Below are 25,267 nucleotides of genomic sequence, written 5' to 3' on the forward strand. Positions count from 1 at the left end.
GAAAGCACAGAGGTGCCCCCGGAGGACCGAACACCCGGGGGCACCCGAGGAGTTGCTCGCAGCGATTCAGTCGTCGCGGCGCCGCACCCTCCTCACTCGTGCAGCGCCCGCGCGCTGCCCTCGACCCGCACCGAACCCGGCAGGGCGATCAACTCGGGCTTGAACAGCGGCGGCGCGTCCATCGCGGGCTCCCAGGTCGCCAGCCTCTCGTCCTGGGGTACCTCGATCCGCCGGTCGGCGGCGAGGTCGGCGACGACCTTCACCAGCAGCCGCACGCCGAGCGGGGCCAGGTGGTCGCGCCACAGGCTCTGCGCGGTCGAGCCCGGGGGCACGAACAGGTGCTCCTGGGCGGCGAGCGGGCCGGCGTCGGTGCGCTCGGTGAGGTGGTAGACGCTCCCGCCCGTCACCCTGTCGCCGTCGCGGATGGTCCACCGGATCGCGTCCCGGCCGCGGTGCAGCGGCAGCAGGCTGGGGTGGTACCCGATGGTCGCGACCCCGGCCCGGGCGCGGGTCCGGCGGCCGAGGAAGGCGTGCGAGTGCGCGGCGACGATGACGTCCACGCCGTCCGGGACGTGCGCCGCCCGCAGTTCGGCCGCGTCCGTCCAGGGGATGTCCCGGGGGAACGCCCAGGCCCGCAGCCGGTCCCAGGACATCGCGTCGCGCTCGTCCGTCCGGCCCTTGCGCAGCCGGGGCGCGGCCGCGCCGACGACCTTGTGCCCCTTGTCCAGCAGGGCCTCCGCGACCTGCACCGCGAACGCGCCCTGCCCTGACATGTATATGTTCATCGGCACTCCCTCAGCCCGGAGTGGTCGGGTTCGAAACGCACCGGCATGGTGGAGAAGCCGGTCAGGAAGTTGGAGCGGATCGGCCGCGCCTCGCCGGTCTGCTCGATCCCGAGGGTGAAGTCCCGCAGGGCCTGGAGCAGTTCGGCGATCTCCACCTTGGCCAGGTACGAGCCGACGCAGAAGTGCGGGCCGTAGCCGAAGGCCAGGTGCCTGTTCGGGGTGCGGCCGAGGTCGAACTCCCCGGGCCGCTCGAAGACCCGTTCGTCGCGGTTGCCGGAGGCGTGCCAGAGCGTGACGATCTCGCCCGGCTCCAGCCGCACCCCGTGCAGTTCGGTCGCCCGCTCGACGCTGCGCCCGAAGTGCAGGGTGGGGGACGCCCAGCGCAGCACCTCGTCCACGGCGGTCTCGATCGCGACCTCGCCCCGCTTGAGCCTTTGCCACTGCCCGGGCCGGGCCGCGAGCGTGCGGACGCAGTCGATCATCGTCAGCCGGCTGGTCTCGTCGCCGCCGATGATCAGGCTGTAGCAGTTGAGGACGACGTCCTCGTCGGACAGCGGCACGCCGTCCACGGCGCTGGCGACCAGCATGCTGATCACGTCCTCGCCGGGGGCCTCGCGCCGCTCCTCGACGAGGTCCATGAAGTACATCAGGATCTCGTTGCGGGCCATCTCGGAGTCGACCTCGTCGATGTCCTCGTCCTCCGCGGACAGCGCCGTCCTGGTCAGGCCGAGCAGGTACTCCCGGTCCCGCTCGGGCACGCCGAGCAGGTTCGAGATCGTGGTCATCGGGATGCGGGCGGCGATCCGCTCCGCGAAGTCGCAGCCGCCGGACTCGACCGCCTCACGGATCCACCGGCGGGTGTTGTCCCGGACCGTCCGCGCGACCTCGTCGAGCACCCGCGGCGAGAGCACCCGTTGCAGGATCTTGCGCAGCTCCAGGTGCCGGGGCCCGTCGGTGACGGCCAGCATCCGGCCGGCCCCGGCGTCGCCGCCCTCCAGGAGGGTGACGAGCACGTTGCCGCGCTCGGAGGTGAAGTGCACGTCGTCCCGGTAGGTCGCCATGATGTCCTCGTGGCGGGAGAGCACCCAGAACCCCCGGCGCCCGCCGGCCGGCGGGTTCCAGTGCAGCGGCGCGGTGTCCCGCAGGGTGCGCCAGAAGCCGTCGAGGTCGTGCTCCGCGAAGGTGGCCGGGTCGCCCAGGTCCACGGTGTCCAGGGCCGGTGGGCCCAACGGTGTCGTCATGCTCACCAGTCCGTGCGCCAGAACCGGCGGGGCCGGAAGGGGTAGGTGGGCAGCGGCACCCGGCGCCCGGCCCCGTCCCGGTGCAGGGCGTCGAAGTCCACCTGCTGCCCGGCCAGCCAGGCGGCGGCCAGGTCGGCCAGCGCGGACGCGTCCTGGCCGGACGGCACCAGCCCGCGGCCACCGCCGGAGGAGGAGCCGGCGGCGGCGGACGGGGCGGCCGCGCCGCGGGCGTCGTCGGACAGCGCCGCGACCAGCTCCGCGCGGCTGCGGACCACCGCTGCCCACCGGCGGCCCATCACCTTGCGGCCGAGGTTGAGGGTGAAGCAGACGTCGTCCAGGCGCAGGTCCGGGCGGTCCTCCAGCCACTCCCGCAGCCGGGCGCGCTGACGGGCCAGCGCCTCGTCGTCCATCGCGGACAGGGTGGCCAGCCGCGGCCGGCCCACCTCCTCGGGGGCGCGCCCGGCGGGCGCCGGCGGCTCCTCCAGCACCAGGTGGGCGTTGTAGCCGCCGCCGCCGAGGGAGGTGATGCCCGCCCGGCGGATGCCGGCCTCCGGCTCCCAGGCGGCGGTCTCGATCTGGGGCACGAAGGGGGTGGCGGGGAGGTCGAGGTCCGGGTCGACCTCGGTCAGGTTGATCGTCGCCGGGAGCGTCCGGTGGTACAGGGCCAGCGCGGCCTTCACCGTGCCGAAGCCGCCGGACACCACCCCGCCGTGGCCCACGTTCCCCTTCACCCCGCCGATCGACGCGGTGGCGGTCTGCTTGCCGAACGCCATGGCCGCCGCGTGCACTTCGAGCCCGTCGGTGACCGGCAGGCCGAGGCCGTTGGCCTCGTACATGGACACGGTGTCCGGGGCGACGCCGCCGACCTCCATGGCGGCGGCGATGCAGGCGCTCAGCCGCTCGGGCTGGGCCAGGCCGTACGCCATCGCGCTGACGCCGTTGTTGTTCACGGCCGTGCCCCTGACCACGGCGTAGACGTGGTCGCGGTCGGCGACGGCCCGGCCGAGCGGCTTCAGCAGCAGGGTCACCACGCCGCTGGACAGCGCGGTGCCGGTGCCGTTGGCGTCGAACGGGCGGCAGTGGCCGTCCCGGGACAGGATCCGGTTCTCCTCCCACAGGTGCCCGCGGGGGTGCGGCAGCCGCACCATCGAGCCGCCGGCGATCGCCATGTCGCACGCGCCCAGCAGCAGCGACTGGCAGGCCAGGTGCACCGCGTAGTGGAAGCCCGCGCAGACGGCGGCGACCGTGACGGCCTCGCCGGTGAGCCCCAGGTAGTACAGGGCGTTGGAGGTCATGCTGTCCGGCGACCACGCCAGGCTGGCCTCGATCGCCTCGGGGCCGACCGACGCGCGGTCCGGCGGGGAGCTGTAGAGCGCGGCGGTCTGCGGGTTGTTGGCGCCGTACATGCCGATCTCGGCGGTGAGCCGGTCCGGGTCGTAGCCGCCGTCCTCCAGGGCCTCCCAGGCGCTCTCCAGGTACAGCCGGTTCTCCGGGGTCATCGCGGCGGCCATCCGGTCGCTGATGCCGAACACCGACGGGTCGAACCGGTCGTAGGTGTCGAGCACGCCGCAGGCCCGGACGTAGGACGGGTTGTGGATCAGCGTCTCGTCGACGTGGATGTCCTCCTTGGCCAGGAACGTCACGGACTCCCGGCCGTGGACGAGGTTGTCCCAGAACTGCTCCTTGGTGCGGGCACCCGGCGCCCGCAGGGACATGCCGATGACGGCCACGTCACCCGGGTCGTACTCCTGCTCGGGGCTGTCGGTCATGGAAGGGCTCCTGCTTCGTGTCGAGTGGGGGTGGCCGGGCTCAGCGGCCGGTGCCCGGGCCGGGGGTTCCGGCCGCGCCGCCGCCGCGGCCGCGCAGGGCGGCCCGGCGGGCGCCGGCGCGCAGGCGGGCCGACCGGACGGCCTCGGGGGCGGCACCGCTGTCGTCGTCCAGCCAGCGGGCGAGCGAGGCGATGTCGCGGAAGCTGAAGAGGTCGGGCACCCGGACGCGGCGGTCGAAGCGCCGGGTCATCAGCCGGGCGAGGCGGACCAGCAGCAGCGAGTCGCCGCCGAGGTCGTAGAACGCGGACTGCACGTCGATGGTGGACGGGTCGAGGTCGAGCAGTTCGCCCCAGATCTCCGCCAGCGCCACCTCGGTCGGCGTGCCGGCGGCCGTCCGCGGCCCGTCGGCGCCGACGGCCGGCGGCTCGGGCAGCGCGCCGCGGTCGAGCTTCCCGCCCGGGCCCAGCGGGAGGGCGTCCAGCAGGACGAGCGTCGCGGGCACCAGGTGGTCGGGCAGTTCGGCGGCGAGCCGGCCGGTGACGGCGCCCTGCAGCGCGGTGTCCAGCCGGGGCCCGGGCAGCGGCGCGCCCTCGCCCGCGGGCACCACGTAGCCGACCAGCCGGTCGCCGCGGACGGTGGCGGCCGCCTCGCGGACCTCCGGGCAGGCCGTCAGCCGGGCCTCGACCTCCTCCAGTTCGATCCGGTGGCCGCGCAGCTTCACCTGGTGGTCGGTGCGGCCGAGGAAGCGCAGCTCGCCGTCCTCGGTGAACCGCGCGAGGTCCCCGGTGCGGTACATCCGCTCGCCCGCGCGGAACGGGTCCGCCACGAAGCGCTCGGCGGTGGTGCCCGGCCGGTTCACGTAGCCGTGCGCGAGGCCGACGCCGCCGAGGTAGAGCTCGCCGGGCTCCCCGGCCGGCACCGGCGCCAGGTCCGCACCGAGCAGGTAGACCAGGTCGGTGGCGGTCGGCGGCCCGATGGTCGGCTCGTCCCGCCCGCCCTCGGGCACCGGCCCGAAGGTGCAGAACACGGTGCCTTCGGTGGGGCCGTAGGCGTTGAACACCCGGGTGGCGCCGGTCTCCCGGTAGGCCCGGTCCACCAGCTTGCGGCGCAGCGCCTCGCCGCCGAACACGATCGAGCGCACGTTGGGGGGCACCGCGCCGGCGTCGAGCAGGCCGTTCATCACCGACGGGACGACGCTCAGGTGGGTGATCCGGTCCGCGTAGCGGCTCTCGGCCAGCTGCACGGCGCTCTCCACGAGCACGACGGCGCCGCCGCGGCACAGCGCGTTGAAGAGCTCCATCACGGACAGGTCGAAGCAGATCGAGCTCGCCGCCGAGACGCCGCCGAGGTCGCAGCCCTCCAGGACGCGGTCCATCTCGGCGAGCATCGCCACCGCCCCGGCGTGCCGGACGGCCACGCCCTTGGGCACCCCGGTGGAGCCCGAGGTGTAGACGACGTACGCGGTGTCCTCCGGCACGACCGGTACGGGCTTCACGCCGGACTCGGTGGTCACCTCCGGCCCGAGGACCACGACCGTCGGCCCGCTCGGGCAGTGGGCCCGGGCGGCGGGCGTGGTGAGCAGCAGCCGCGTCCCGCTGTCCCGGACCATGAAGCCCAGCCGCTCGGCGGGGTAGTGCGGGTCCAGCGGCAGGTAGCAGGCCCCGGAGCGCAGCGCCGCCAGGACGGCGACGAGCAGGTCGGGGGTGCGCTCGACGCAGATGCCGACCGGGACGCCCGGGCCCGCTCCGTCGGCGACGAGGCGCTCGGCCAGTACCCGGGAGCGCTCGTTCAGTTCGCCGTAGGTCAGGACGCCGGCGTCGGAGTAGACGGCCGTCGCGTCGGGGTTCTTGACCGCCTGGGCGACGAACTCGGCGTGCAGGGTTTGGGTCATTGGTCCGTCTCCTTGGGAAGGCCGGGCGACGCGACGGCGCCGAGGGCCTGGTCGGGGCGGGCGATCGAGTCGAAGAGCACGGTGCGGAACAGCGCGAGCAGCGCCGTGACGGTCTCCCGCTCCAGGTAGTCCGGCTTGTACTGGACGTGCCCGGCCACCCGGCCGTCGATGTCGGCCATCGAGATCTCCAGGTCGAACTTGGCCAGGTGCCGGCGCACCGGGAGCGGTTCGAGGGGCAGCGCGCCGTCCGGTTCGAGGGTCTCGCCGACGCCGTGGAAGAGCTTCACCGAGCGGGGGAAGGCGTCCGAGGACAGCCAGTTCACCACCGTGTCGAACCAGGGGGAGCGGCCCTCGGCGCGCGGCGGCTTCAGCTGGGCGGCCAGCAGGTCGAGCGGGTAGTTCATGTGCTCCAGCAGGCCGAGCGAGAAGGCGTGCACCTCGCGCAGCAGCTCGCGGAAGCTCCGGTCGGCGGCCGGGGCCGCCCGGACCAGCACGGTGTTCAGGTAGTAGCCGACGGCGGACTCCCAGCCGGCCTCGGCCCGTTGGGCGATGGCGGTGGCCAGCACCGCGTCCTCGGCGCCGACGGCGCGGTTGAGCGCGGCGAAGAACCCGGCCAGCACGACGGTGCTGACCGACACGCCCTCGCGCACCGCGAACTCCCGCAGCAGGCGCGTCTCCTCGGCGCTCCAGCGGAACGCGAGGTCGCGGCCCTCGTAGGTGACGCCCGGCGGCCGCTCCTTGGCGGAGAGGTCGAGGTGGGCGGGCGGGTCGGCGAGCCGCTGCGACCACCAGTCCAGCGCCGCCTCGGCCGCCGGGCCGGCCAGCCACTGCCGCTCCCGGTCGACGAACTCGGTGTACGGGGGGACGGGCGCGCTGCGCGCGGGGTCGGCTCCCCCGTAGTACTCCTGGAGCTCGCGGATGATGACGTCGGCCGAGGCGGCGTCCGAGGCGATGTGGTGGACCAGCACCAGCAGGTAGTGGTCGGCCGGGCCGCGCCGCAGCAGGACGACCCGCACCAGCGGCCCGTTGTCCAGGTCCATCGGCTCGTGGCCGTACCGGGCGAGTTCCTCCCGGGCCTGTTCGTCGTCCAGGTCGGTGGTGTCCACCGCGAGGAACTCGTACCGCGGCTCGTCCAGGACCACCTGGTACGGGGTGCCGCCCGCCTCCACGAAGACGGTGCGCAGCGCGGGGTGGCGCTCCAGCACGGCCCGGACGGCGCGTTCCAGGGCCTCCTCGTCCACCGCCGTCCGGATCCGGGCGGTCACCATGTAGTTGTAGGGCACCGCGTCCGGCGCGATCATCTGCATGAACCAGAGCGAGGCCTGGCCGTGGGAGGCCGGGGCCAGCGCGAGGCCCAGGCCGTCGGCGCGCAGCTGCTCCAGCGCCGGGGCGTCGGTGGCCGTCAGCAGGCCGCGCGCGTCCAGCTCCTCCAGCAGCTCCTCGGCGTCCAGTTCGGACAGGCCCTCCGGGAACGGCGGCTTCGGCGCGGCCACGGGGGCAGGCGCCGGCACCTCGGCGACCGGGGCCGGGGCCGGGGGTGCGGCCGGTGTGGAGGGCGCGGCGGGCGCGGGGGCGGGCGGTGCGCCGGTGAGCCCGGCGAAGTGCTCGACGACCTCGGCGACGGAGCGCCCGTCCAGGAACACCACCGGCGAGACCCGGTGCCCGAGCACCGCCTGCATCCGGTTGACGAGGCGGATCGCCAGCATCGAGTCGAGGCCGAAGTCCCGCAGGCCGGCGTCCGGGTCGAACCGGTCCGCCGGGACGCCGAGGGCGTCGGCGAGTTCGGCGAGGACCACCTCCGCGACCGGCCGCTGCGCCGCCGGGGCCTGCGCGTCCGGCGCTTCCGTGCCCAGCCCCTCCGCTCGTCGTGCCTCCGGGGTCTGCGCCGGCTGCGCCGCCTGCGGCGCCCCGAGGGCCGGGGCCGGGGCGGGCTCGCGGCGGGGCTCGGTGTCGATCCAGTAGCGCTCCTTCTGCCACTGGACGAGCGGCGTCTCCACCACCTCGACGTCGTCGGCGAACAGCGGGTCGAAGGTCAGCGGCAGGCCCCTGACGAACAGTTCGGCGGCGGCGCCCAGCAGGCAGCGGAGGTCGCCGTGGCCGCGCCGCAGCGAGTTGACGGCGTGCACCCGGGCGCCCCGGGACAGCCCGATCTCCTCGACGGCGCCGCGCAGCGTCTCGTGCGGTCCGATTTCGAGGAAGGTGGAGACGCCCCGGTCGACCAGCGCGCCCACCGCCTCGGCGAACCGGACCCGGTCGCGCAGGTTGTGCGCCCAGTAGTCGGCGTCCACGGGCGGGTTCACCGCGCCGGCCAGGGCCGTGGAGTGGAAGTCGGCGTCCGGCGCCAGCGGGGTGATGCCGCCCAGCCGCTCGCGCAGCGGGCCGGTGAGCCGGTCCATCCCGGGGCCGTGCATCGGCCGTTCGACGCGCAGCCGCCTGACCGGGACCCCGTCCCGGCCGAGCTCGGCCGCCAGGGCGTCGAGCACCCCGGCCGGGCCGCAGACCACCGTGCTGGTGGGGCTGTTGACGGCGGCGACGGCCGCCTGCCCGGCGTACCCGGCCAGGCGGGGCAGCAGCTCGGGCTCCGGCAGGTCGACGGAGAGCATCGCGCCCGGGGCGGCCTCGTGCTGGAGCAGCTGCGAGCGGGCGACCACCACCCGGGCGGCGTCCTCCAGGGACAGTGCCCCGGCCACGCAGGCCGCCGCGACCTCGCCCAGGCTGTGCCCCACGACGGCGGCGGGCCGCACGCCGAGCTCCCGCCAGACCTTCGCCAGCGAGACCTGGAGGGCGAACAGCACGGGCTGCTGGACGTCCAGCTCCTCGTACCGGGCCTGCTCGGCCGGGGCGGTGAGCGGGTCGAGCACCGAGCCGCCGCCGGCCGCGCGCACGGCGGCGTCGCAGGCCTCCATCGAGGCCCGGAAGCCGGGGTGCGAGCGCAGCAGCTCGCGGCCCATGCCGGCCCAGTGGGTGCCGCTGCCGGAGAACACCAGGGCCACCCGGCGGTCGGCGGCGGGGGAGACGGTGCCGGTGACGAGGTCGGGGTGCGGTCGGCCGTCGGCGATCCGGGCGAGGCCGTCCAGGACCTCCTGCCGGTTGCGGGCGAGCAGGGCGATCCGGTGGCCGTGGTGGCTGCGCCGGGCGGCGAGCGTGTACGCGAGGTCGCAGACCCGCAGCGCCGGGTCGCGTTCGACGTGGTTGGACAGCGCGCGGCAGGTGTCGGCCAGCGCCTCGGCGCTGCGGGCGGTGACGGGCACCAGGTGCACCCGCCCGTCGTCCGCCGTGTCGCCGCTGCCCGGCGCGACGTGACGGCCCCCGTCCCCGGCGAGGAACGGGTGGGCGGGGACGTCCAGCCCGGCGGTGTAGAGGGCGCCGAGCGAGCCGAGCAGCACGGAGGCCTCGTCGGCGCCGCGCCGCAGCGAGGGCAGGGTGGCGGCGCCCGGGAGGATCTCCGCCGCCGACCTGAGCAGCAGCGGGTGCGGGCTGAGCTCGACCACCGCGTCCACGCCGTGGTCGCGCAGCGCCGTCAGGGCGTCGACCACCCGGATCTCCCGGCGCAGGTTGTCGGCCCAGTAGTCCGGCCCGAGTTCGGCGCCGTCCACGAGGGCGCCGGTGACCGTCGAGATCATCGGGACGCGGGCGGTCCGGGGCCGGAGGCCGTCGAGCTCGGCCTTCAGCGGGGCGAGGACGTGGTCCACCAGCGGCGAGTGCGGGGCGTGGCCCATCCGCACCCGGTGGGTGGTGACGCCCGCGGCCGTCAGCCGTTCGACGAGGTCGTCGACCTCCTCGGGGGTGCCGGTGACCAGCGTGGAGCCGAGGCCGTTGCGGCCGGAGAGGGTGAGCCCGCCGGTCAGGTGCGGCCGGACCTCCTGCGCGGGGGCCGTCACCACGATGCCCTCGCCGCGGCCCACGGCCAGCAGCTGGAGCAGCCGGCCGTGGTGGGCGGCCAGCCGGGAGGCGTCGTCGAAGTCGAGCGCCCCGGCGACGTGGGCGGCGGCGAACTCGCCGACGCTCTGCCCCACCACGACGTCCGGCTCCACGCCGAGCGAGCGCCAGGTGTCGGCCAGCGCGACCTGGAGGGAGAACAGCAGCGGCTGGAAGACGTCCATGTCGTCGATGCGGCCGTCGGCGGCCAGCAGCTGTTCGACGGGGGAGAAGCCCAGCAGCTCCCGCATCCGCCGGTCGGACCTCATCAGGGAGCGGCGGAACACCGGGTGCCCGGCGAGCAGTTGGCGGCCCATGCCCGGCCACTGCGAGCCGTTGCCGGAGAACAGGAACGCCACCCGGGGCCGGCCGCCGGCCGCCTCGCCGACGCTCAGCCCGGGGGCCGCGGCGCCCGCGGCGAAGGCGTCCAGGCTGCTGCGGAGTTCGGCCGTGTCGCGGGCGGTGGCGGCGAGCCGGAACGCGCCGGCGCCGGGCCGGCGGCGGCACAGGGCGCGCAGGTCCTGCTCGCCGCGCAGCGCCCCGGCCCGCTCGGCCAGCTCCTCCCGGGAGTCCGCGGCCAGCAGGAGCAGCGCGCTCTCGGGGCGCGGCAGTTCCTCCACCGCGAGGTGGCAGATCGCGCCACCGAAGCCGAAGGAGCTGACGCCCGCCCGCCGGGCGTCCGAGCGCCGCGGCCACGGCGTCAGCCGGTCCTGGACGGCCAGGTTGTAGTCGTCGAACAGGATCTGCGGGTTCGGCGCGCTGTAGTGCAGGCTCGGCGGCAGGACGCCGTTGCGCATCGACAGTGCGAGCTTGACCAGGCCGACGATGCCGGCCGCCGCCTCCAGGTGGCCGACGTTGGACTTCACCGAGCCGATCCGCAGCGGCGCCGCGCGGTCGGCCCCGCCGAGGACGGCGCCGACGGCGTTGGCCTCGATCGGGTCGCCGAGGGGGGTCGCGGTGCCGTGGCACTCGACGTAGTCCACGAGGTGCGGGGCGATCCCCGCCCGCCGGTACGCGGTGCGGAGCATCTTCTCCTGCGCCTGCGGGTTGGGCGCGGTCATCCCGTTGCTGGGGCCGTCGTTGTTGGAGGAGCTGCCCTTGACCAGGCAGTACACCGGCAGGCCGCGTTCGAGCGCGGTGCTCAGCGGGGCGAGCACGACGACGCCTGCCCCCTCGCCGCGGATGGTGCCGTTGGCCCGGGCGTCGAACGTCTTGCAGCGGCCGTCCGGCGAGATCGCGCCCAGCCGGTCCATGGCGGTGTAGTAGTCGGGGACGAAGCTGAGGTTGACGCCGCCGGCCAGCACCAGGTCGCTCTCGCCCAGCTGGATCGACTGGCACCCGACGTGCACCGAGACCAGCGACCCGGCGCAGGCGGCGTCGATCGCCATGCTCGGGCCCTGGAGGCCGAGCGCGTAGGAGACGCGGTTGGCGATGATGCCGTCGTGCATGCCGGTCGCGGTGTGCGGGGTGATCCCGGCGTCGGGGCCGCGGTAGTGCGCCAGGGCGGCGTAGTCGTTCCAGCAGGAGGCGATGAACACCCCCGTGTCGCTGCCGACGAGGGTGTGCGGGGGGATGCCCGCGTCCTCCAGCGCCTCCCAGGCCAGCTCCAGGACCAGGCGCTGCTGCGGGTCCATCTGGACGGCCTCGCGGGGCGAGATGCCGAAGAACAGCGGGTCGAAGCGGTCGATGCCGTCGATGAACCCGCCCCAGCGGACCGAGCCGTTCAGCAGCTCGCGGCGCTCGGCCGGCACCGGCCCGACGGCGTCGCCGCCCTCGACCAGCAGCCGCCAGAACGAGGCCGGGTCGGGGCCGCCGGGGAAGCGGCAGCCGATGCCCACCACCGCGACGGGCTCGTGCGAGGGCCCGCGGTGCCCGGTGCCCGGGGCGGGGTCCTCGGCGGGCGGGCCGGCGACGAGGGCGCGGGCCAGCTCGTCGAGGGTCGGGTACTGCCACATCCAGGTCGCCGGGACCTGCCGGCCGAGGAACTCCGACAGGGCGGCCGCGAGGCCCACCGACTTCACCGAGTCCAGCCCGTACCCGTGCATCGGCGCCGCGCGGTCCAGCGCGTCCGCGGACACGTCCACCAGGTCGGCGAAGCGGGACAGCAGGAAATCCGTGACGGTGGCGATGTCTCGCGCTGCGCGCTCTTGCGGCATGGCGGCTCCTCGGCAGGACGGGTGGAATGGTGACGGGTTTCACGGCGGACCGGCGGGCGGGGGGGGGGGGGGGATATCCGGGCAGCCGGAAACAGGGACGTGGGGGGTGGCGTGGGACGACCGCTCCGCCGGGCCGGGCGCCGCGGTGGAACCGGCGCGGGGCAGGGGGCGGAATCGGGGCCCCGGGCCTGCGTGCGCGCGGCGGGCGGAGGTCCGGTGGAACGAGCGGGAGACCAGGTGGAGGGTTCGGGAAGGCCGGTGGAGCGGGCGGTAGCCGGCGCGCGGGCGTTGCCTTTCGGCCCGTCGGCACGGCTCCGGGGTGAGGGGCTGCGGCTTCGGAGTGGTTCGCGTGGTGGCCGTCCGGCGGCTCACTGATCAGCGGCTCACTGTGGAGTTCTCGCCGACGCGTGCGGCACTTGCCGATCGACTGCACTCGCCGGTCTGACGTCCTGGCCCTTGCGCTGCGGGCGATCGAGCGGCGCGGGCGTGTTCGTCCGCCCCTGGGGGTGCGGAGTGGTGGGTCGACTACGTGGTCATCGGGCTCAAGGATCGCGCATTTCGGCGGCCGGGTGGAGCGCTGGCGGGATTTGATCGCCAAAGTGTCCGATTCGACTTCTCCGAATGGGATGGGTGTGCGAAAGTCCCGCCCCTTCGGCCGAAATCATGCGTGCTCACGGGAGGGGGGCGGTTCGCCCGCCGGGCCCTGGTCCGGTGCGGCGGCGGGCCGCCGCCGTCGGGCTCGGGTCGATGGTGGTCGAATGACTCCGGGGCGGACGCTCTGCCGCTATCATGCGCGCCGGGCGGGGTGGACAGCGGATGAGCGACCAATGCAAGCTGACCGCATGCCAGTTGAGAATATTGACAGGTCATCAGTCAACGTGGACGGCCCCTTGGCCGGACGATCCGCCCGCGACCTTGCGGGACGGCCCGCATGACCGACACCGCGGTCGCGTCGGCCCGTCGGCCGGGTCTGGCACTCGGGGTGCTGGCCGGGGCGTTCGCCCTGGACGTGAGCGGGCTCGGCGTGCTCAACGCCGCCCTGCCGGCCGTCGGGGAGCGCTTCCAGCTGGGCGAGACCACGCTCCAGTGGGTCATGACCGCCTACGCCGTCACCTTCGCCGGCTTCCTGCTGGTGGGCGGCCGGCTGGCCGACGTCCTCGGGCGGCGGCGGGTGTTCGAGGTCGGCGTGGCGCTGTTCACCGCGTCCGCGCTGGTCGGCGCGGTGGCGCCGAACGCCGCGACGCTGCTGGGCGCGCGCGCCGTCCAGGGCATCGGGGCGGCCCTGTCGGGGCCGGCCGCGCTGGGCCTGCTCACCGCGATCTTCCCGGTCGGGCCGGCGCGCAACCGGGCGGTCAGCGTGTACACCGCGGTCGGTGCGGTGAGCTTCAGCGGCGGGGTGCTGCTGGGCGGCGTGCTGACCCAGTTCCTCGGCTGGCGCTCGGTGCTGTGGTTCTCGGTGCTGCTGGGGGCCGGCGTGCTCGGCGCGACGCGGATCGGGCTGCCCGACAGCGCCGGGCACCGCGGCCGGCTGGACCTGCCCGGCGCGGTCACCGGCACCCTCGGTCTCACCCTGCTCGTCGTCGGGGCGAGCAGCGGCGGCGCGACGGCCTGGACCGTCCTCGCCGCCGCGGTGGCGTGCCTGGTGCTCTTCGTCGTGCGGGAGCACCGCACCCCCGATCCGGTCCTCCCGCTCGCGCTCTTCCGGATCCCCGCGGTGCGGGACGCGAGCCTCTCGGCGTTCCTCCAGTACACCGGCTCGATCGGGATGCTGTTCTTCGCCCCGCTGTACCTCCAGGGGATGCTGCACTACTCGCCCTTCGAGTCCGGCCTGGCGCTGGTGCCGATGTCCCTGGCGGTGTTCCTCACCGCCAACTTCGCCACCGGCCGACTGCTCGCCACCTACCCGCCGCGCACCCTGATGGCCGTCGGCCTCGTCCTGATCGGGGTGGGCACCGGCCTGTGGGCGGCCACCCCGCAGGACGGCGACTACGTGCTGCACGTCCTGCCCGGGCTGGTGGTCAGCGGCATCGGGCAGGGGCTGAACTTCCCGTCGATGACGTCCGCCGGGCTCTCGGGTGTCCCGGAGCGGCAGCACGCCGTGGCGGGCGCGGTGAACGTGGTGATGCAGCAGGTCGGCGCCAGCGCGGGCGTGGCGGTGATCGTCCTGGTCGCGGGGACGAGCGCGGACCAGCTCGCCGGCTACCACCTCGCCTACCTCACGGCCGCGGCCGCCTGCGTCGCGGGCGCGGCGCTCATCGCGGCGCGCCGCCGGGCGTAGCGGCGGGGCGCAGCGGCCCGGGCGGGGGTGTGTGGCGGGGCCCCGGCCCGGGCTGCCCAGCCGCCGGTGGTTGCCCCGCCCTCGTCGGGGCCCGCTCGGGCGGCTTGCGCCTGTCGGGTCCCGCCCGGGTCGCCTCGTGAGTGCCGGGGGCCGGGAGCCCGGCTTGCCCCGTACCTGTCGGGTCAGCAGTCCGGATCGCCTCGCGTCGGCCGGGGCGCCCCGCGCGGGGCCTCGTGGAGGGCCTCGGCGGCAAAGGGGGCCGGACCAGGCCGTCGCGGCCGCCCGGCTCGGCTCCCGGGTGCGCCTGGCCGCCCGGGTCGGTCGTCTTCCACACCAGCCGGCTCCGTGAGCTCACGCCCCGTGGCCGGCGCCCCGGCGGCTCCGCTGTCCGGCACCGTGGTCCACGGTGCCGGACGGGGGAGGGGGCTGGGCTTCCCCACCGCCGAAGACTGTTCGACGTCGGTGGTCAAGATCAAGCTAGAAGCTGAGCAGGCCGATCGCGTGGCCGTCATGGTCCACCACCGGCCACACGTCCAGGCCCCGGGCGCGCATGGCGGCGGCCGCCGCGTCTGCGAACATGTCGGCGGTGGCGAACGGGGCACGGTCGAGGACGATGTCGCGCACCGGGGTCCGCTCGGTGTACCAGGAGCGGGCCTGGAACGGCGCGAGGTGCAGGCGCGTCAGCAGCCCCGCACAGCGGCCGTCGTCGTCACGGACCAGGAGGTGGTCGGTGCCGGAGCTCTGCAGGACGTCCATCGCCGTGTCGACCATGGCGTCGTCGCTGATCTGCAGCTCAGGGCATTTCATGAGGTCGCCGACCGTGGCGGCGGTCCCGGTGCGTTCGAGGGTGATGGTCATGGGCGGACTCCTTCGCGTATCCACCGCCGGGACCGGCGGTAGGCAGGGCGTTGACGGTGGGACGGCCGGCGGTGCGCAGGAGCGGGCCGAGGATGCTGGTCGCTTGGCGAGCGGTAGAGGCCAGGACGGGGGCGGCAGTCCCCGCCCCCGTACACGCTAGGCGGCGAGGGCGACGCGGCGAGGTGCCCGGCGGCGGCCGGAGGAGCCCTTGCTGTCGCGGCCCGTGGCGGTGGCGCGGTTGTCGACTCCCGCGCGGGCGGGGCGGCTGCGACGCCCGCGGCTCGTGGACGCGCTGCGGCGGGGGCGTTCGACGACGGGGGAGGCGATCACGGTCGGGATGCCCGTGGGCACCCGGGCGCCGGTGATGCGCGCCAGGTCGTCGTCGCCGGCGCTGACGCGGGTGGTGACGGGGGTGATGGCGGCCGTGGCCATCATGCGGGCCATCTCGCGGCGCTGGTTGGGCAGCACGAGGGTGACGACGGTGCCGGACTCGCCGGCCCGGGCGGTGCGCCCGCCGCGGTGCAGGTAGTCCTTGTGATCGCTCGGCGGGTCGAGGTTGACGACCAGGTCGAGGCCGTCGACGTGGATGCCCCGGGCAGCGACGTTGGTCGCGATCAGGGCGGTGACCTGGCCGGTGCGGAACTGCTCCAGGGTGCGGGTGCGCTGCGGCTGGGACTTGCCGCCGTGCAGGGCGGCGGCCTTCACCCCGTTCGCGAGCAGGTCCTCCACCAGGCGGTCAGCGCCGTGCTTGGTGTCGATGAACATGATCACGCCGCCCTCGCGGGAGGCGATGTGCGCGATCGTGGCGGCCTTGTCGTAGTTCTGCACGTGCAGGACGTGGTGCTCCATCGTGCTGACCGCGCCTGCGGACGGGTCCACCGAGTGGGTGACCGGATCCTTCAGGAACCGCCGGACCAGGCGGTCGACGTTGCGGTCCAGGGTGGCGGAGAACAGCATGGTCTGGCCGCCCTCGGCAACCTGGTCGAGCAGCTCGGTGACCTGCGGCAGAAAGCCCATGTCGGCCATCTGATCGGCCTCGTCGAGGACCGTGACGCCGACCCCGTCCAACTGGCAGTCACCACGCTGGATCAGGTCTTTGAGGCGACCGGGGGTGGCGACCACGACCTCGGCCCCCTGGTTCAGGGCGTGGGCCTGGCGTCCGATCGACATCCCGCCGACCACGGCCGCCATGCGCAGCCGCACCGCGTGGGCGAACGGGGTGAGGGCGTCGGTGACCTGCTGCGCGAGCTCGCGGGTGGGCACCAGCACGAGGGCCAGCGGCCGGCGCGGCTCCGCGCGCCGGCCGGCGGTGCGGGCCAGCACGGCGAGGCCGAACGCGATGGTCTTGCCGGAGCCGGTCCGGCCCCGGCCGAGGACGTCACGGCCGGCCAGCGAGTTGGGCAACGTGGCGGCCTGGATCGGGAACGGTGCGGTGACGCCCTGCCGGGTCAGCACCGACAACAGCGCCTTCGGCATGTCCAGCTCGTCGAACGCCTCGACGGCCGGCAGCGCCGGGGTGGTGCTCACCGGCATCGCGAACTCGCCCTGCGCGGAAGAGCCCTGACGGGATTTCCGGCCGCCGGCGGGTCGGTCGCCGTAGAAGGAACTGCCGCCGGAGCGGGATCCGTAGGAACTGCCGGAGCGGGCGGAGGCCGAGGAGCGGGAGGTGGTGTTGCGGTGCGGGGAGCGACTGGAGCGGTTCATGGGAAACCTTCCTGGGGCGGCACGTCACGAGGCGGCTCCGCAGCGCGGGGCGCCGGCAGGAGATCGCGAGGAACGGGCCGGAAGTATGGGGAGGGCGGAGCGTGGACGGTGAAACCGTGCGGCACGTCACCTCAGGTCCGCGCTCACCGCGAAGGGCAAGGAGCGAAGATCCTCGAACCGTGGGTGTTCACGGCAGGGCGCCGATCCGGACGCGGCGCGGGACGTCTCGCGTGGGGATGGCCGCCGGTGGCGGAGCCAGGGGCCTGAACGGCCGGGGTATGCGGTGTGGCGCAATGCCGAGGGGCCCGCACCGGGCATATGTACGCGGTGCGGGCCCCTCGCTACCAGGCGGGTGCCGTGGCAGAAACTACAGCGGACGAATGTTCTCGGCCTGCGGACCCTTCTGGCCCTGCGTGACGTCGAACTCGACCTTCTGGCCCTCGAGCAGCTCACGGAAGCCGTTGGCGTTGATGTTCGAGTAGTGGGCGAACACGTCAGCGCCGCCACCGTCCTGCTCGATGAAGCCGAAGCCCTTTTCCGCGTTGAACCACTTCACAGTGCCATTAGCCATAAAAAATCTCCTTCGAGGGCTGTCCAAAACCCGCACAGTGCGGACTTCGAGTCGCCGCGATGAGCACCCACCCGGGGAAGAGCCGGGAAACAAAAATGCGCCTGCGAAACATCAGCAGGCACACACAAAGTTCATGGGAACCACTACTGCAACTAAAACGACTCTAGCAGGTCCAGGCCCGCCACGGGCGGAAATTCCACCCCCAGTTCTGCAGGCCGCTGCCCCGGGGCCGCGGGGCGGGAGGCGGCATGACCTCCAACACGCGTGAGGCACAGCCACGTTGGCCCGACAGATCCGCCCTCTCGACGCCAGCGCCCCGCTCTCCTCGGATGGGCGAACCCACGAGCGCCAAGGATGGATCTGCCCCGCCGCGCCGGCCACGCAGCGCGCCCACCGGCGCCGGCCGTGATCATTACGGACGGCGTACGCGAAATTCCTGCCGCGGCTCGGAAATCAGGGCACGGATGTACAAGGTGTGACCCGGTGCGTCCACCCCGCCCCCGGGCCGCCACCGGTCCGTGTCGGATGCCGCGGCCACGCCGACAGCACGGCGGGCGGGGAAACAGCGGTCCCGGATCCGAATTTGCGATCGGCGGCCGGTGCCGTACAGTCGAACCCGTCGACGCGGGGTGGAGCAGCTCGGTAGCTCGCTGGGCTCATAACCCAGAGGTCGCAGGTTCAAATCCTGTCCCCGCTACCACGAACGCCGAGGGCGGATGCGCGGTGCCGCATCCGCCCTCGGCGTTTTCTTCGTACCTACCGGCCTGCCGGCAGACCCTGGGATGTCGGATTTCCCGACTGCCTGCAAATCCGTCGACAGCGGCAGCCGCGAAGGGCCCGGGCGCGACCGGCTGTCGAGCAACCTCCGGTGACTGCCGGGGACGGGGGCGCACCGCGCAACGGTCGGATCGGGGCGACCTGGGGGCCCATACGAGCAGGCCGCAGGTGGTCCGGTAGTGCTGCCGGCCCTCGAAGGCGTCGCGGTGCGGTCGCGGTCGCGGATCAGCTCCGTCATCGTGGCCCGGGTCGGACGCCGGCCGGCGGATCGTCGCCCACATGCCTCCTTCGAGGGACGGTCCTCCGGCGGGTCCGTCACCGGCGGCAGGGACGGCTCGGCGGCCCCCGCGCGGCCGGTGGCGGCCTGGCCGCCGCCTGCGCTCCCGTTTGGCCTGCCGGGTGCGCCACTGGTCGGCCGGGTGGTCGCGCCGAGGAGTTCGACCAGCACCGGCAGCAGTCGGTCCGGTCGGTCCGGGCCGGGCGCGGCCGATCGGACCCGGGGCGGCGCGCCGGCCGTACTGCCGACCGGGCGGCGGTCGGCAGTCGGCCCCGCGGGACGGACGAAGGGGCGGCGAGGGCCTGGTACCCGGGGGCGAGCCGGATCACGGTGACGGCGGTGGAGGGGCGGTTCCCGCAGCGTGCGGTGGTGACCGTCCCGGGAGCGGCCCCGGTGGAGATCCCCGGCGAGGTCGGCGCCGTCCACCTCGTCGCGCCACCTCGTCGCGGCGGAGCGCTGGCAGCCCGACGTGGCGCACCTGGAGCAGGGCCGGTGGTACCCCAATATCCGTGCGGTACAGGGGCGTTGGCGGGGCACCGGGGGTGTGCCGACCCGGCAGGTGCACAGCCGCAACCAGGACGGGGGCGACGAGCGCCGGGGCCCGCAACCTGGTGCTGCGGATCGAGCGGGTGCTGCCGGGCGGCGACGCCCCTTCGGCCGCCCCCGCGGCCCGTCGTACCAGCACCGACCAGGCCGGCACCCGCGCCACCGCGCAGGTCGCCGCCCGGACCGCCGCCCGGACCACGGCGCAGACCGCGGGGCCGCGCACCTCCGGCGCTGCGACGCCCGGCCCCGCGGCCCCGGGCGTGCGGACGACCGCCTCGGGCGGCGGCGCCGCCCCGGGCACCGCCGCGTCCGGGCCGTCCACCCCGACCGCCTCCTGGGGCGGCTGACCGGCCGGGCGCGGGGCGGAGCGTTCGCCCCCCGGCATTCCCCCGTTTCCCCGTAATCTCCCGGCCCCCGGGGGCGGAAATCCGTCCCCGGGGCTTCCGCGGCGGCCGGGGGGACGGGGATTTTGACATTTCTCTTAAAGTCCTACAGTCTTCTCGGCATGTCTGACCGTCACCCGATCGAGTGCGCCGCCATCGAGCTGGCGCTGATCGGCGTGGCCGCGCACTGCGTTTCCGACAATCTCTGTCGCTGACTCCGCCTGTCCCGACGCGTTCCGCGTGATCGCCGTGTCGGGGCGTCGCCCCTTCCGGCGGGCGCGGTGCCGCTCATTCCCCCCGAGGCCTCACTGCCGCCCGCCTTCCTCCGTACACCATCGGTAGCGAAAGGCTCCCTTTCCGATGTCTCGAACCACCTTCACCCCTCGCCGCCTCGCCACGGCGACCGTCACCGTCGCCCTGGTCGTCGGAGCGGCGGCGTGCGGACCGAAGGCCGACGGCGGTGGGAGCGCCGACAAGGGCGCCGCGCCGCAGCCGGGCGGCACCCTCACCGTCCTCAACCAGAACCCGCAGGAGCAGTTCGACCCCGCACGGCTCTACACCTCCGGCGGCGGCAACGTGCCCTCCCTGGTCTTCCGCACCCTCACCACCCGCAACCGGGCCGACGGCGCGGCGGGCACCAAGGTGGTCCCGGACCTCGCCACCGACACCGGCACCCCGTCCGAGGGTGCGACGGTGTGGACCTACCGGCTCAAGGACGGCCTGAAGTACGAGGACGGATCGCCGATCACCACCGCCGACATCAAGTACGGCATCGAGCGCTCCTTCGCGCCCGAACTCTCCGGCGGCGCACCGTTCCTGAGGGACTGGCTGATCGGCGCCGCCGACTACCAGGGGCCGTACAAGGACGGCGGCGGACTGAGCGCCATCGAGACCCCGGACGAGAAGACCATCGTCTTCCGCCTCAACAAGCCCGAGGGCGACTTCCCGTACCTCGCGACCCAGACGCAGTTCGCACCCGTGCCGAAGGCCAAGGACACCGGGGCGAAGTACCAGGACCACCCGGTCTCCTCCGGCCCCTACCAGGTCGTCAAGAACGAGAACGACGGCGCCCACCTCGTCCTCAAGCGCAACCCCAACTGGTCGACGGAGACGGACGACCAGCGCAAGGCGTACCCGGACACCATCGACGTCCAGTCCGGGCTCGACCCGGCGGTGATCAACCAGCGGCTCGCCGCGAGCACCGGGGCCGACGCCGCCGCCGTCACCACCGACACCAACCTCGGCCCCTCCGAACTCGCCCAGGTGAAGGACGACAAGGCGCTCGCCGCCCGCGTCGGCACCGGCCACTTCGGCTTCGTCAACTACCTGGCGTTCAACCCCAAGGTCAAGCCCTTCGACAACCCGAAGGTCCGGCAGGCCGTCGCCTACGCGGTCAACCGCACCTCGGTCGTCAACGCCGCCGGCGGCTCCTCGCTCGCCGAGGCCGCCACCACCTTCCTGCCCGAGCAGGAGACCTTCGGCCACACGCCGTACGACCCGTTCCCGGCCGGTGCCACCGGCAACCCGGAGAAGGCGAAGGAGCTGCTGAAGGAGGCCGGCTACCCGGACGGCCTGACCATCACGCTCACCCACTCCAGCGCCACCGGCAAGGGCTACGGCCCGGACCTCGCCACCGCCGTCCAGGACGGCCTGAAGGCCGCCGGGATCACCGTCCAGCTGGAGGCCCTGGACTCCACCAGGTACTCCAAGACGATCCACGGCGTCGGCACCGAGCCCGGCCTCTTCCTCACCGGCTGGGGCGCCGACTGGCCGTCCGGCGGCCCGTTCCTCGCGCCGATCTTCGACGGCCGGCAGATCGTCACCGACGGCTACAACTTCAACACCGCGCAGCTGGACGACCCGTCGGTGAACGACGAGATCGACCAGATCAACAAGATCACCGACCACGCCGAGGCCGCCAAGCGCTGGGGCGCGCTGGACAAGCGGATCGGCGAGCAGGCGCTCACCGTCCCGCTGTTCCACCCCGTCTACAAGCGGCTCTCCGGCAAGGACGTCCGCAACATCGTCATCAGCGACTGGACCGGCGTGTTCGACATCTCGCAGGTCGCGGTCAAGTAGCGGACGGCACCGGACGGATCGATCGGACCAGACCACCATGGCTCCACAGGAACCCAGGGCCGGGGAGGCCCCCGCGGCCTCCCCGGCCCCCGGGGGACGGCAGGTGTGGCGGCGGCTGCTCGCGCGGCGCGCCGCCCGCGCCGCCGGCCTCGTCATCGTCCTGCTCGTCCTGATCGCGGCGGCGGCCCCGCTGCTCAGCGCGATCGAGGGGCAGGACCCCACCAGCTACCACAACGACCTGCTCGACTCGGCGGCCGGCGGCGTGCCCACCGGCTCCTTCGGCGGGGTCAGCGCCGAGCACTGGCTCGGCGTCGAACCGGGCACCGGGCGCGACGTGTTCGCCCGGCTCGTGCACGGCGCCCGGATCTCGCTGCTCGTCGCCGTGGGCGCCACCCTCGTGCAGGTCGCCATCGGCGTCCTGCTCGGCCTCGCCGCCGGCCTCGGCAGCCGGGTGCTCGACCAGCTGATCGGCAACACCACCGAGGTGCTGCTCGCGCTGCCCACGCTGGTCTTCGCCATCTCGCTGATGGCCGTCGTGCCCTCCGGCTTCCCCCGCCCGCTCCTGCTGACCCTGGTCATCGGGCTGTTGGGCTGGGCCGGCACCTCGCGGATCGTCCGGGCCCAGACGCTCAGCCTGCGGCAGCTCGACTACGTGGCCGCGGCGCGGCTGGCCGGTGCCTCCCGGTGGCGGATCGCCCGCCGGGAGCTGCTGCCGTCGCTGGCGGCGCCGGTCATCACCTACGCGGCGGTGCTGCTGCCGTCCAACGTGGTCGCCGAGGCGGGGCTGTCCTTCCTCGGGGTGGGCGTCAAGCCGCCGACCTCGTCCTGGGGCCAGATGCTCTCCGGCGCGACCACCTGGTTCCGGGCGGACCCGACGTACGTGCTGCTGCCGTCGGCGCTGCTGTTCGTCACCGTGCTCGCCTTCACCGTGCTCGGCGACGCCGTGCGCACCGAGCTCGACCCCCGGGCGGCCTCCCGGCTGCGGGTCGGGACGGCGCGCGGCGGCGCGAGTGCGGCCCCGGCCCCGGCGGGCGCCGGCCCGTCGCACGAGGGCCCGGACGCCGACCCGTCGAACGCCACCGAGGGGGCGACCGCATGACCCGCTTCCTGCTCCGCAAGGCCGTCGGCATGCTCGGCGTCCTGCTCGTCCTCTCCGTGGTCGTCTACGCGGTCTTCTACCTCGCCCCCGGCGACCCGGCCCAGCTGGCCTGCGGCGAGAAGTGCAGCCCCGCCCAGGTCGCCCAGGTGCGCGAGCGGCTCGGCCTGGACGCGCCCGTCCACCTCCAGTACGCCCACTTCCTCCAGGGCATCGTCGCCGGCCGCGACTTCAGCGCCGGCACCGGAGTGCTGCACTGCCCGGCCCCCTGCCTCGGCGTCTCCTACCGCAGCGGCGAGCAGGTCACCGACATGATCGCCGCCCGGCTCCCGGTGACGGCCTCGCTGGCGCTCGGCGCGATGGTGCTCTGGCTGCTCCTCGGGGTCGGCACCGGGCTGGTCTCCGCGCTGCGCCGGGGCCGCCTCAGCGAGCGCCTGCTGACCGGCCTGACCCTGGCCGGCAGCTCCGTGCCGGTGTTCATCATCGGGCTGGTGCTGCTCATCGTGCTGTGCGCCCAGCTCCAGTGGCTGCCGTTCCCGAGCTACGTGCCGCTCACCGAGGACCCCCAGCAGTGGTTCTGGGGCCTGCTGCTGCCCTGGGTCTCGCTGGCCCTGATCGAGTCCGCCAAGTACGCCCGGCTGACCCGCTCGTCCATGCTGGAGGCCCTCGCCGACGACCACATCCGGACCTTCCGGGCGTACGGCGTCAGCGAGCGGCGCCTGGTGACCGGCCACGCCCTGCGCGGCGCCCTCACCCCGGTGATCGCGCTCACCGCGATCGACCTCGGGACGCTGTTCGGCTCCGCCGTGCTGACCGAGTCGCTCTTCGGCCTGCCCGGGCTCGGCAAGCTGCTGGTCACCTCGGTCGGGCTGATCGACCTGCCGACCGTCGTGGGCCTGACCCTCGTCACCGGGTTCTGCGTGGTCCTCGCCAATGTCATCGCGGACGTGCTCTACGCGGTGTCCGACCGAAGGGTGGTCCTGTCGTGAGCGCCGATTCCCTCGTCGACGTCCGGGACCTGGTCGTCGACTTCCCGGTCGGTGACGGCCACGTCCGCGCCGTCGACGGCGTGGGCTTCACCCTGGAGGCGGGGCAGGCGCTCGGCATCGTCGGCGAGTCCGGCTCCGGCAAGAGCACCGTCGCCTACGGACTGCTCGGCCTGCACCGCGGCACCGGCGCCCGGATCGGCGGCTCGGTGCGGGTCGCCGGGGTGGACGCCGTCACCGCCGAGGGCGAGGAACTGCGGCGCCTGCGCGGCGGGTTGGCCGCGATGGTGTTCCAGGACCCGCTCTCCGCCCTCGACCCGTACCACGCGGTGGGGGACCAGATCGCCGAGGTCGTCCGGGTGCACCGGAAGGTCTCCCGCCGGGAGGCCGGCGCCCGGGCGGTCGAGGTGCTCGGCCGCGTCGGCATCCCCGACGCGGCCCGCCGCTCGCGCTCGCGTCCGCACGAGTTCAGCGGCGGGATGCGCCAGCGGGTGCTGATCGCCATGGCCCTGGCCTGCGAGCCGCGGGTACTGGTCGCCGACGAGCCGACGACCGCGCTGGACGTCACCGTCCAGGCCCAGATCCTCGACCTGCTGCACGAGCTGCGCGCCGAGACCGGCGCGGGGCTGGTCCTGGTCACCCACGACCTGGGCGTGGTCGCCGGGAGCGTGGACCGGGTGCTGGTGATGAAGGACGGCCGGGCGGTGGAGCACGGCCCGGTCGCCGAGGTGCTGGGCGCCCCGCGCGAGCCCTACACCCGGGCGCTGCTGGCGGCGGTGTCCCGGGTGGACGCCCCGCAGGCCCCGGCCCCGGTCGCGCCCGGGGCCCCGAGCGGGCCGGAGGCGGGGGAGGTGCTGCTCGAAGCCGTCGACCTGCGCCGGGAGTTCGCCACCCGCGGCGGCCTCACCCGGCGCGCCGCCCCGGTGACCGCCGTCGACGGCGTCTCGCTCACCGTCCGGGCCGGCGAGACGCTGGGCATCGTCGGCGAGTCCGGCTCCGGGAAGACCACGCTCGGACGGATGCTCGTCCGGCTGCTGGAGCCGACCGGCGGCCGGCTCCACTACCGGGGCCGGGACATCGGAGCGCTCGGGGACAAGGAGCTGCGCCCGCTGCGCCGGGAGCTCCAGATGGTCTTCCAGGACCCGGTGTCCTCGCTCAACCCGCGCCGCAGCATCGGCGAGTCCGTCGCCGACCCGCTGCGCATCGCCGGCGAGGGCGACGAGCGCCGGATCCGCGCCCGGGTCGGCGAGCTGCTCGAACGGGTGGGGCTCGACCCCGACTGGTACCACCGCTACCCGCACGAGTTCTCCGGCGGGCAGCGGCAGCGGGTGGGCATCGCCCGGGCGCTGGCCCCCGGGCCGCGGCTGGTCGTCTGCGACGAGCCGGTCTCCGCGCTGGACGTGACCACCCAGGCCCAGGTGGTGGAGCTGCTCGGCGAGCTGCAGCGGGACCTCGGCCTCGCGCTGGTCTTCATCGCCCACGACCTCGCCGTGGTCCGGCAGGTCAGCGACCGGGTCGCGGTGATGCGCGCCGGGCGGATCGTGGAGCACGGCGACGCCGCCGCCGTGTACGACTCCCCCCAGCACCCCTACACCAAGGGCCTGCTGGCCGCCGTCCCGGTGCTCGACCCGGCCGAGGCGGCCGCCCGCCGCCACGCCCGCCTGGCCTCCGCCCCCGCCTGACCGGCCGCCCGGGCCGCTGCCCCGAGCAGCCGTCCGACCGCCGGGCTCCGGCCCCGTCGCAGCCGGCGCCGGGGCCGGAGCCGTTCCCGGCGGCCGTTGCCCGGACTCCCGGACGACTTGGTCGTGCAGGAATCAACTATTCCGGCCTGCAACGATCGTGTGCCGAGGACCGGCGCGGCCCGGTGTGAGGTCCGCCACAGCCCGGGAATTCCCCGACGGGAATGCTGTGGCCGGATCGATGCGGGATGGCCAAATGTTGCATGACCATTC

Annotated in this window: 15 protein-coding genes, 1 tRNA gene and 1 pseudogene; 9 read left to right on the forward strand and 8 right to left on the reverse strand. The window is 74.5% G+C overall.

Features of this window, described 5'->3' with window-relative positions; translation table 11 throughout:
• Positions 1-92: 92 nt before the first annotated feature.
• The 5 genes from ACH5AR_RS03725 to ACH5AR_RS03745 are packed head-to-tail and all read right to left on the reverse strand — an operon-like array spanning position 93 to position 11,760.
• Positions 93-785: a formyltransferase family protein gene (locus ACH5AR_RS03725; RefSeq protein ID WP_396299754.1), complete on the reverse strand. Its 693-nt coding sequence runs from the start codon at positions 783-785 to the stop codon at positions 93-95.
• Positions 782-2,026: a cytochrome P450 gene (locus ACH5AR_RS03730; RefSeq protein WP_396299755.1), complete on the reverse strand. Its 1,245-nt coding sequence runs from the start codon at positions 2,024-2,026 to the stop codon at positions 782-784. Before ACH5AR_RS03730 ends, ACH5AR_RS03725 begins: the two co-directional genes overlap by 4 nt.
• A gap of 2 nt (positions 2,027-2,028) precedes the next feature.
• On the reverse strand, positions 2,029-3,795 hold the full coding sequence (locus ACH5AR_RS03735) for a beta-ketoacyl synthase N-terminal-like domain-containing protein (RefSeq protein WP_396299756.1): 1,767 nt from the start codon (positions 3,793-3,795) through the stop codon (positions 2,029-2,031).
• A gap of 40 nt (positions 3,796-3,835) precedes the next feature.
• Entirely contained in the window at positions 3,836-5,686 is a 1,851-nt protein-coding gene (locus ACH5AR_RS03740) for an amino acid adenylation domain-containing protein (RefSeq protein ID WP_396299757.1), read from the reverse strand.
• Complete coding sequence (locus tag ACH5AR_RS03745) at positions 5,683-11,760, reverse strand: acyltransferase domain-containing protein (protein WP_396299758.1); 6,078 nt, start codon at positions 11,758-11,760, stop codon at positions 5,683-5,685. The genes ACH5AR_RS03740 and ACH5AR_RS03745 overlap by 4 nt, the downstream gene beginning before the upstream one ends.
• 931 nt (positions 11,761-12,691) lie before the next feature.
• Between ACH5AR_RS03745 and ACH5AR_RS03750 the strand changes: the two genes are divergently transcribed.
• On the forward strand, positions 12,692-14,038 hold the full coding sequence (locus tag ACH5AR_RS03750; protein WP_396299759.1) for an MFS transporter: 1,347 nt from the start codon (positions 12,692-12,694) through the stop codon (positions 14,036-14,038).
• A 360-nt stretch (positions 14,039-14,398) separates the two neighbouring features.
• Positions 14,399-14,479 (forward strand): annotated as a pseudogene (locus ACH5AR_RS03755) (riboflavin kinase); the annotation flags it as partial.
• Between the two features lie 36 nt (positions 14,480-14,515).
• On the opposite strand, the gene ACH5AR_RS03760 reads toward ACH5AR_RS03755, so the two are convergent.
• The 3 genes from ACH5AR_RS03760 to ACH5AR_RS03770 all read right to left on the reverse strand — a co-directional run bounded on the left by ACH5AR_RS03760 (position 14,516) and on the right by ACH5AR_RS03770 (position 17,171).
• Positions 14,516-14,896: a CBS domain-containing protein gene (locus tag ACH5AR_RS03760; protein WP_396299760.1), complete on the reverse strand. Its 381-nt coding sequence runs from the start codon at positions 14,894-14,896 to the stop codon at positions 14,516-14,518.
• Between the two features lie 156 nt (positions 14,897-15,052).
• Positions 15,053-16,600: a DEAD/DEAH box helicase gene (locus ACH5AR_RS03765; RefSeq protein WP_396299761.1), complete on the reverse strand. Its 1,548-nt coding sequence runs from the start codon at positions 16,598-16,600 to the stop codon at positions 15,053-15,055.
• Between the two features lie 367 nt (positions 16,601-16,967).
• Positions 16,968-17,171 carry a cold-shock protein gene (locus tag ACH5AR_RS03770; protein WP_099897249.1) on the reverse strand — a complete coding sequence of 68 codons (204 nt, stop codon included), beginning with the start codon at positions 17,169-17,171 and terminating at the stop codon, positions 16,968-16,970.
• A 623-nt stretch (positions 17,172-17,794) separates the two neighbouring features.
• Between ACH5AR_RS03770 and ACH5AR_RS03775 the strand changes: the two genes are divergently transcribed.
• From ACH5AR_RS03775 to ACH5AR_RS03805, 7 genes are all read left to right on the forward strand, one after another.
• Positions 17,795-17,871 (forward strand) — tRNA-Met (locus ACH5AR_RS03775).
• Positions 17,872-18,836: 965 nt separating this feature from the next.
• Complete coding sequence (locus tag ACH5AR_RS03780; RefSeq protein WP_396299762.1) at positions 18,837-19,118, forward strand: hypothetical protein; 282 nt, start codon at positions 18,837-18,839, stop codon at positions 19,116-19,118.
• 158 nt (positions 19,119-19,276) lie between these two features.
• The gene (locus ACH5AR_RS03785) at positions 19,277-19,369 is read left to right on the forward strand and encodes an Ms4533A family Cys-rich leader peptide (protein WP_317620150.1); all 93 of its coding nucleotides are present in this window, start codon (positions 19,277-19,279) and stop codon (positions 19,367-19,369) included.
• Positions 19,370-19,514: 145 nt separating this feature from the next.
• On the forward strand, positions 19,515-21,233 hold the full coding sequence (locus ACH5AR_RS03790) for an ABC transporter substrate-binding protein (protein WP_396299763.1): 1,719 nt from the start codon (positions 19,515-19,517) through the stop codon (positions 21,231-21,233).
• A 37-nt stretch (positions 21,234-21,270) separates the two neighbouring features.
• On the forward strand, positions 21,271-22,332 hold the full coding sequence (locus ACH5AR_RS03795) for an ABC transporter permease (RefSeq protein WP_396299764.1): 1,062 nt from the start codon (positions 21,271-21,273) through the stop codon (positions 22,330-22,332).
• Positions 22,329-23,318, forward strand: a complete 990-nt coding sequence (locus ACH5AR_RS03800; protein WP_396299765.1) for an ABC transporter permease — start codon at positions 22,329-22,331, stop codon at positions 23,316-23,318. Before ACH5AR_RS03795 ends, ACH5AR_RS03800 begins: the two co-directional genes overlap by 4 nt.
• A complete protein-coding gene (locus ACH5AR_RS03805) occupies positions 23,315-24,997 on the forward strand; it encodes an ABC transporter ATP-binding protein (RefSeq protein WP_396299766.1) in 1,683 nt (560 codons plus the stop codon). The genes ACH5AR_RS03800 and ACH5AR_RS03805 overlap by 4 nt, the downstream gene beginning before the upstream one ends.
• Positions 24,998-25,267: the final 270 nt, after the last annotated feature.

Origin of the sequence: Kitasatospora sp. NPDC018619, from assembly GCF_044391605.1 — a bacterium.
In the GTDB taxonomy this organism is placed as follows: Bacteria; Actinomycetota; Actinomycetes; order Streptomycetales; family Streptomycetaceae; genus Kitasatospora.

Coding starts and splice junctions, on each gene's coding strand:
- ACH5AR_RS03770 (WP_099897249.1), bottom strand. CDS start 17,171: ATGGCTAATGGCACTGTGAAGTGGTTCAACGCGGAAAAGGGCTTCGGC.
- ACH5AR_RS03790 (WP_396299763.1), top strand. CDS start 19,515: ATGTCTCGAACCACCTTCACCCCTCGCCGCCTCGCCACGGCGACCGTC.
- ACH5AR_RS03745 (WP_396299758.1), bottom strand. CDS start 11,760: ATGCCGCAAGAGCGCGCAGCGCGAGACATCGCCACCGTCACGGATTTC.
- ACH5AR_RS03750 (WP_396299759.1), top strand. CDS start 12,692: ATGACCGACACCGCGGTCGCGTCGGCCCGTCGGCCGGGTCTGGCACTC.
- ACH5AR_RS03725 (WP_396299754.1), bottom strand. CDS start 785: ATGAACATATACATGTCAGGGCAGGGCGCGTTCGCGGTGCAGGTCGCG.
- ACH5AR_RS03765 (WP_396299761.1), bottom strand. CDS start 16,600: ATGAACCGCTCCAGTCGCTCCCCGCACCGCAACACCACCTCCCGCTCC.
- ACH5AR_RS03730 (WP_396299755.1), bottom strand. CDS start 2,026: ATGACGACACCGTTGGGCCCACCGGCCCTGGACACCGTGGACCTGGGC.
- ACH5AR_RS03800 (WP_396299765.1), top strand. CDS start 22,329: ATGACCCGCTTCCTGCTCCGCAAGGCCGTCGGCATGCTCGGCGTCCTG.
- ACH5AR_RS03735 (WP_396299756.1), bottom strand. CDS start 3,795: ATGACCGACAGCCCCGAGCAGGAGTACGACCCGGGTGACGTGGCCGTC.
- ACH5AR_RS03760 (WP_396299760.1), bottom strand. CDS start 14,896: ATGACCATCACCCTCGAACGCACCGGGACCGCCGCCACGGTCGGCGAC.
- ACH5AR_RS03740 (WP_396299757.1), bottom strand. CDS start 5,686: ATGACCCAAACCCTGCACGCCGAGTTCGTCGCCCAGGCGGTCAAGAAC.
- ACH5AR_RS03785 (WP_317620150.1), top strand. CDS start 19,277: ATGTCTGACCGTCACCCGATCGAGTGCGCCGCCATCGAGCTGGCGCTG.
- ACH5AR_RS03795 (WP_396299764.1), top strand. CDS start 21,271: ATGGCTCCACAGGAACCCAGGGCCGGGGAGGCCCCCGCGGCCTCCCCG.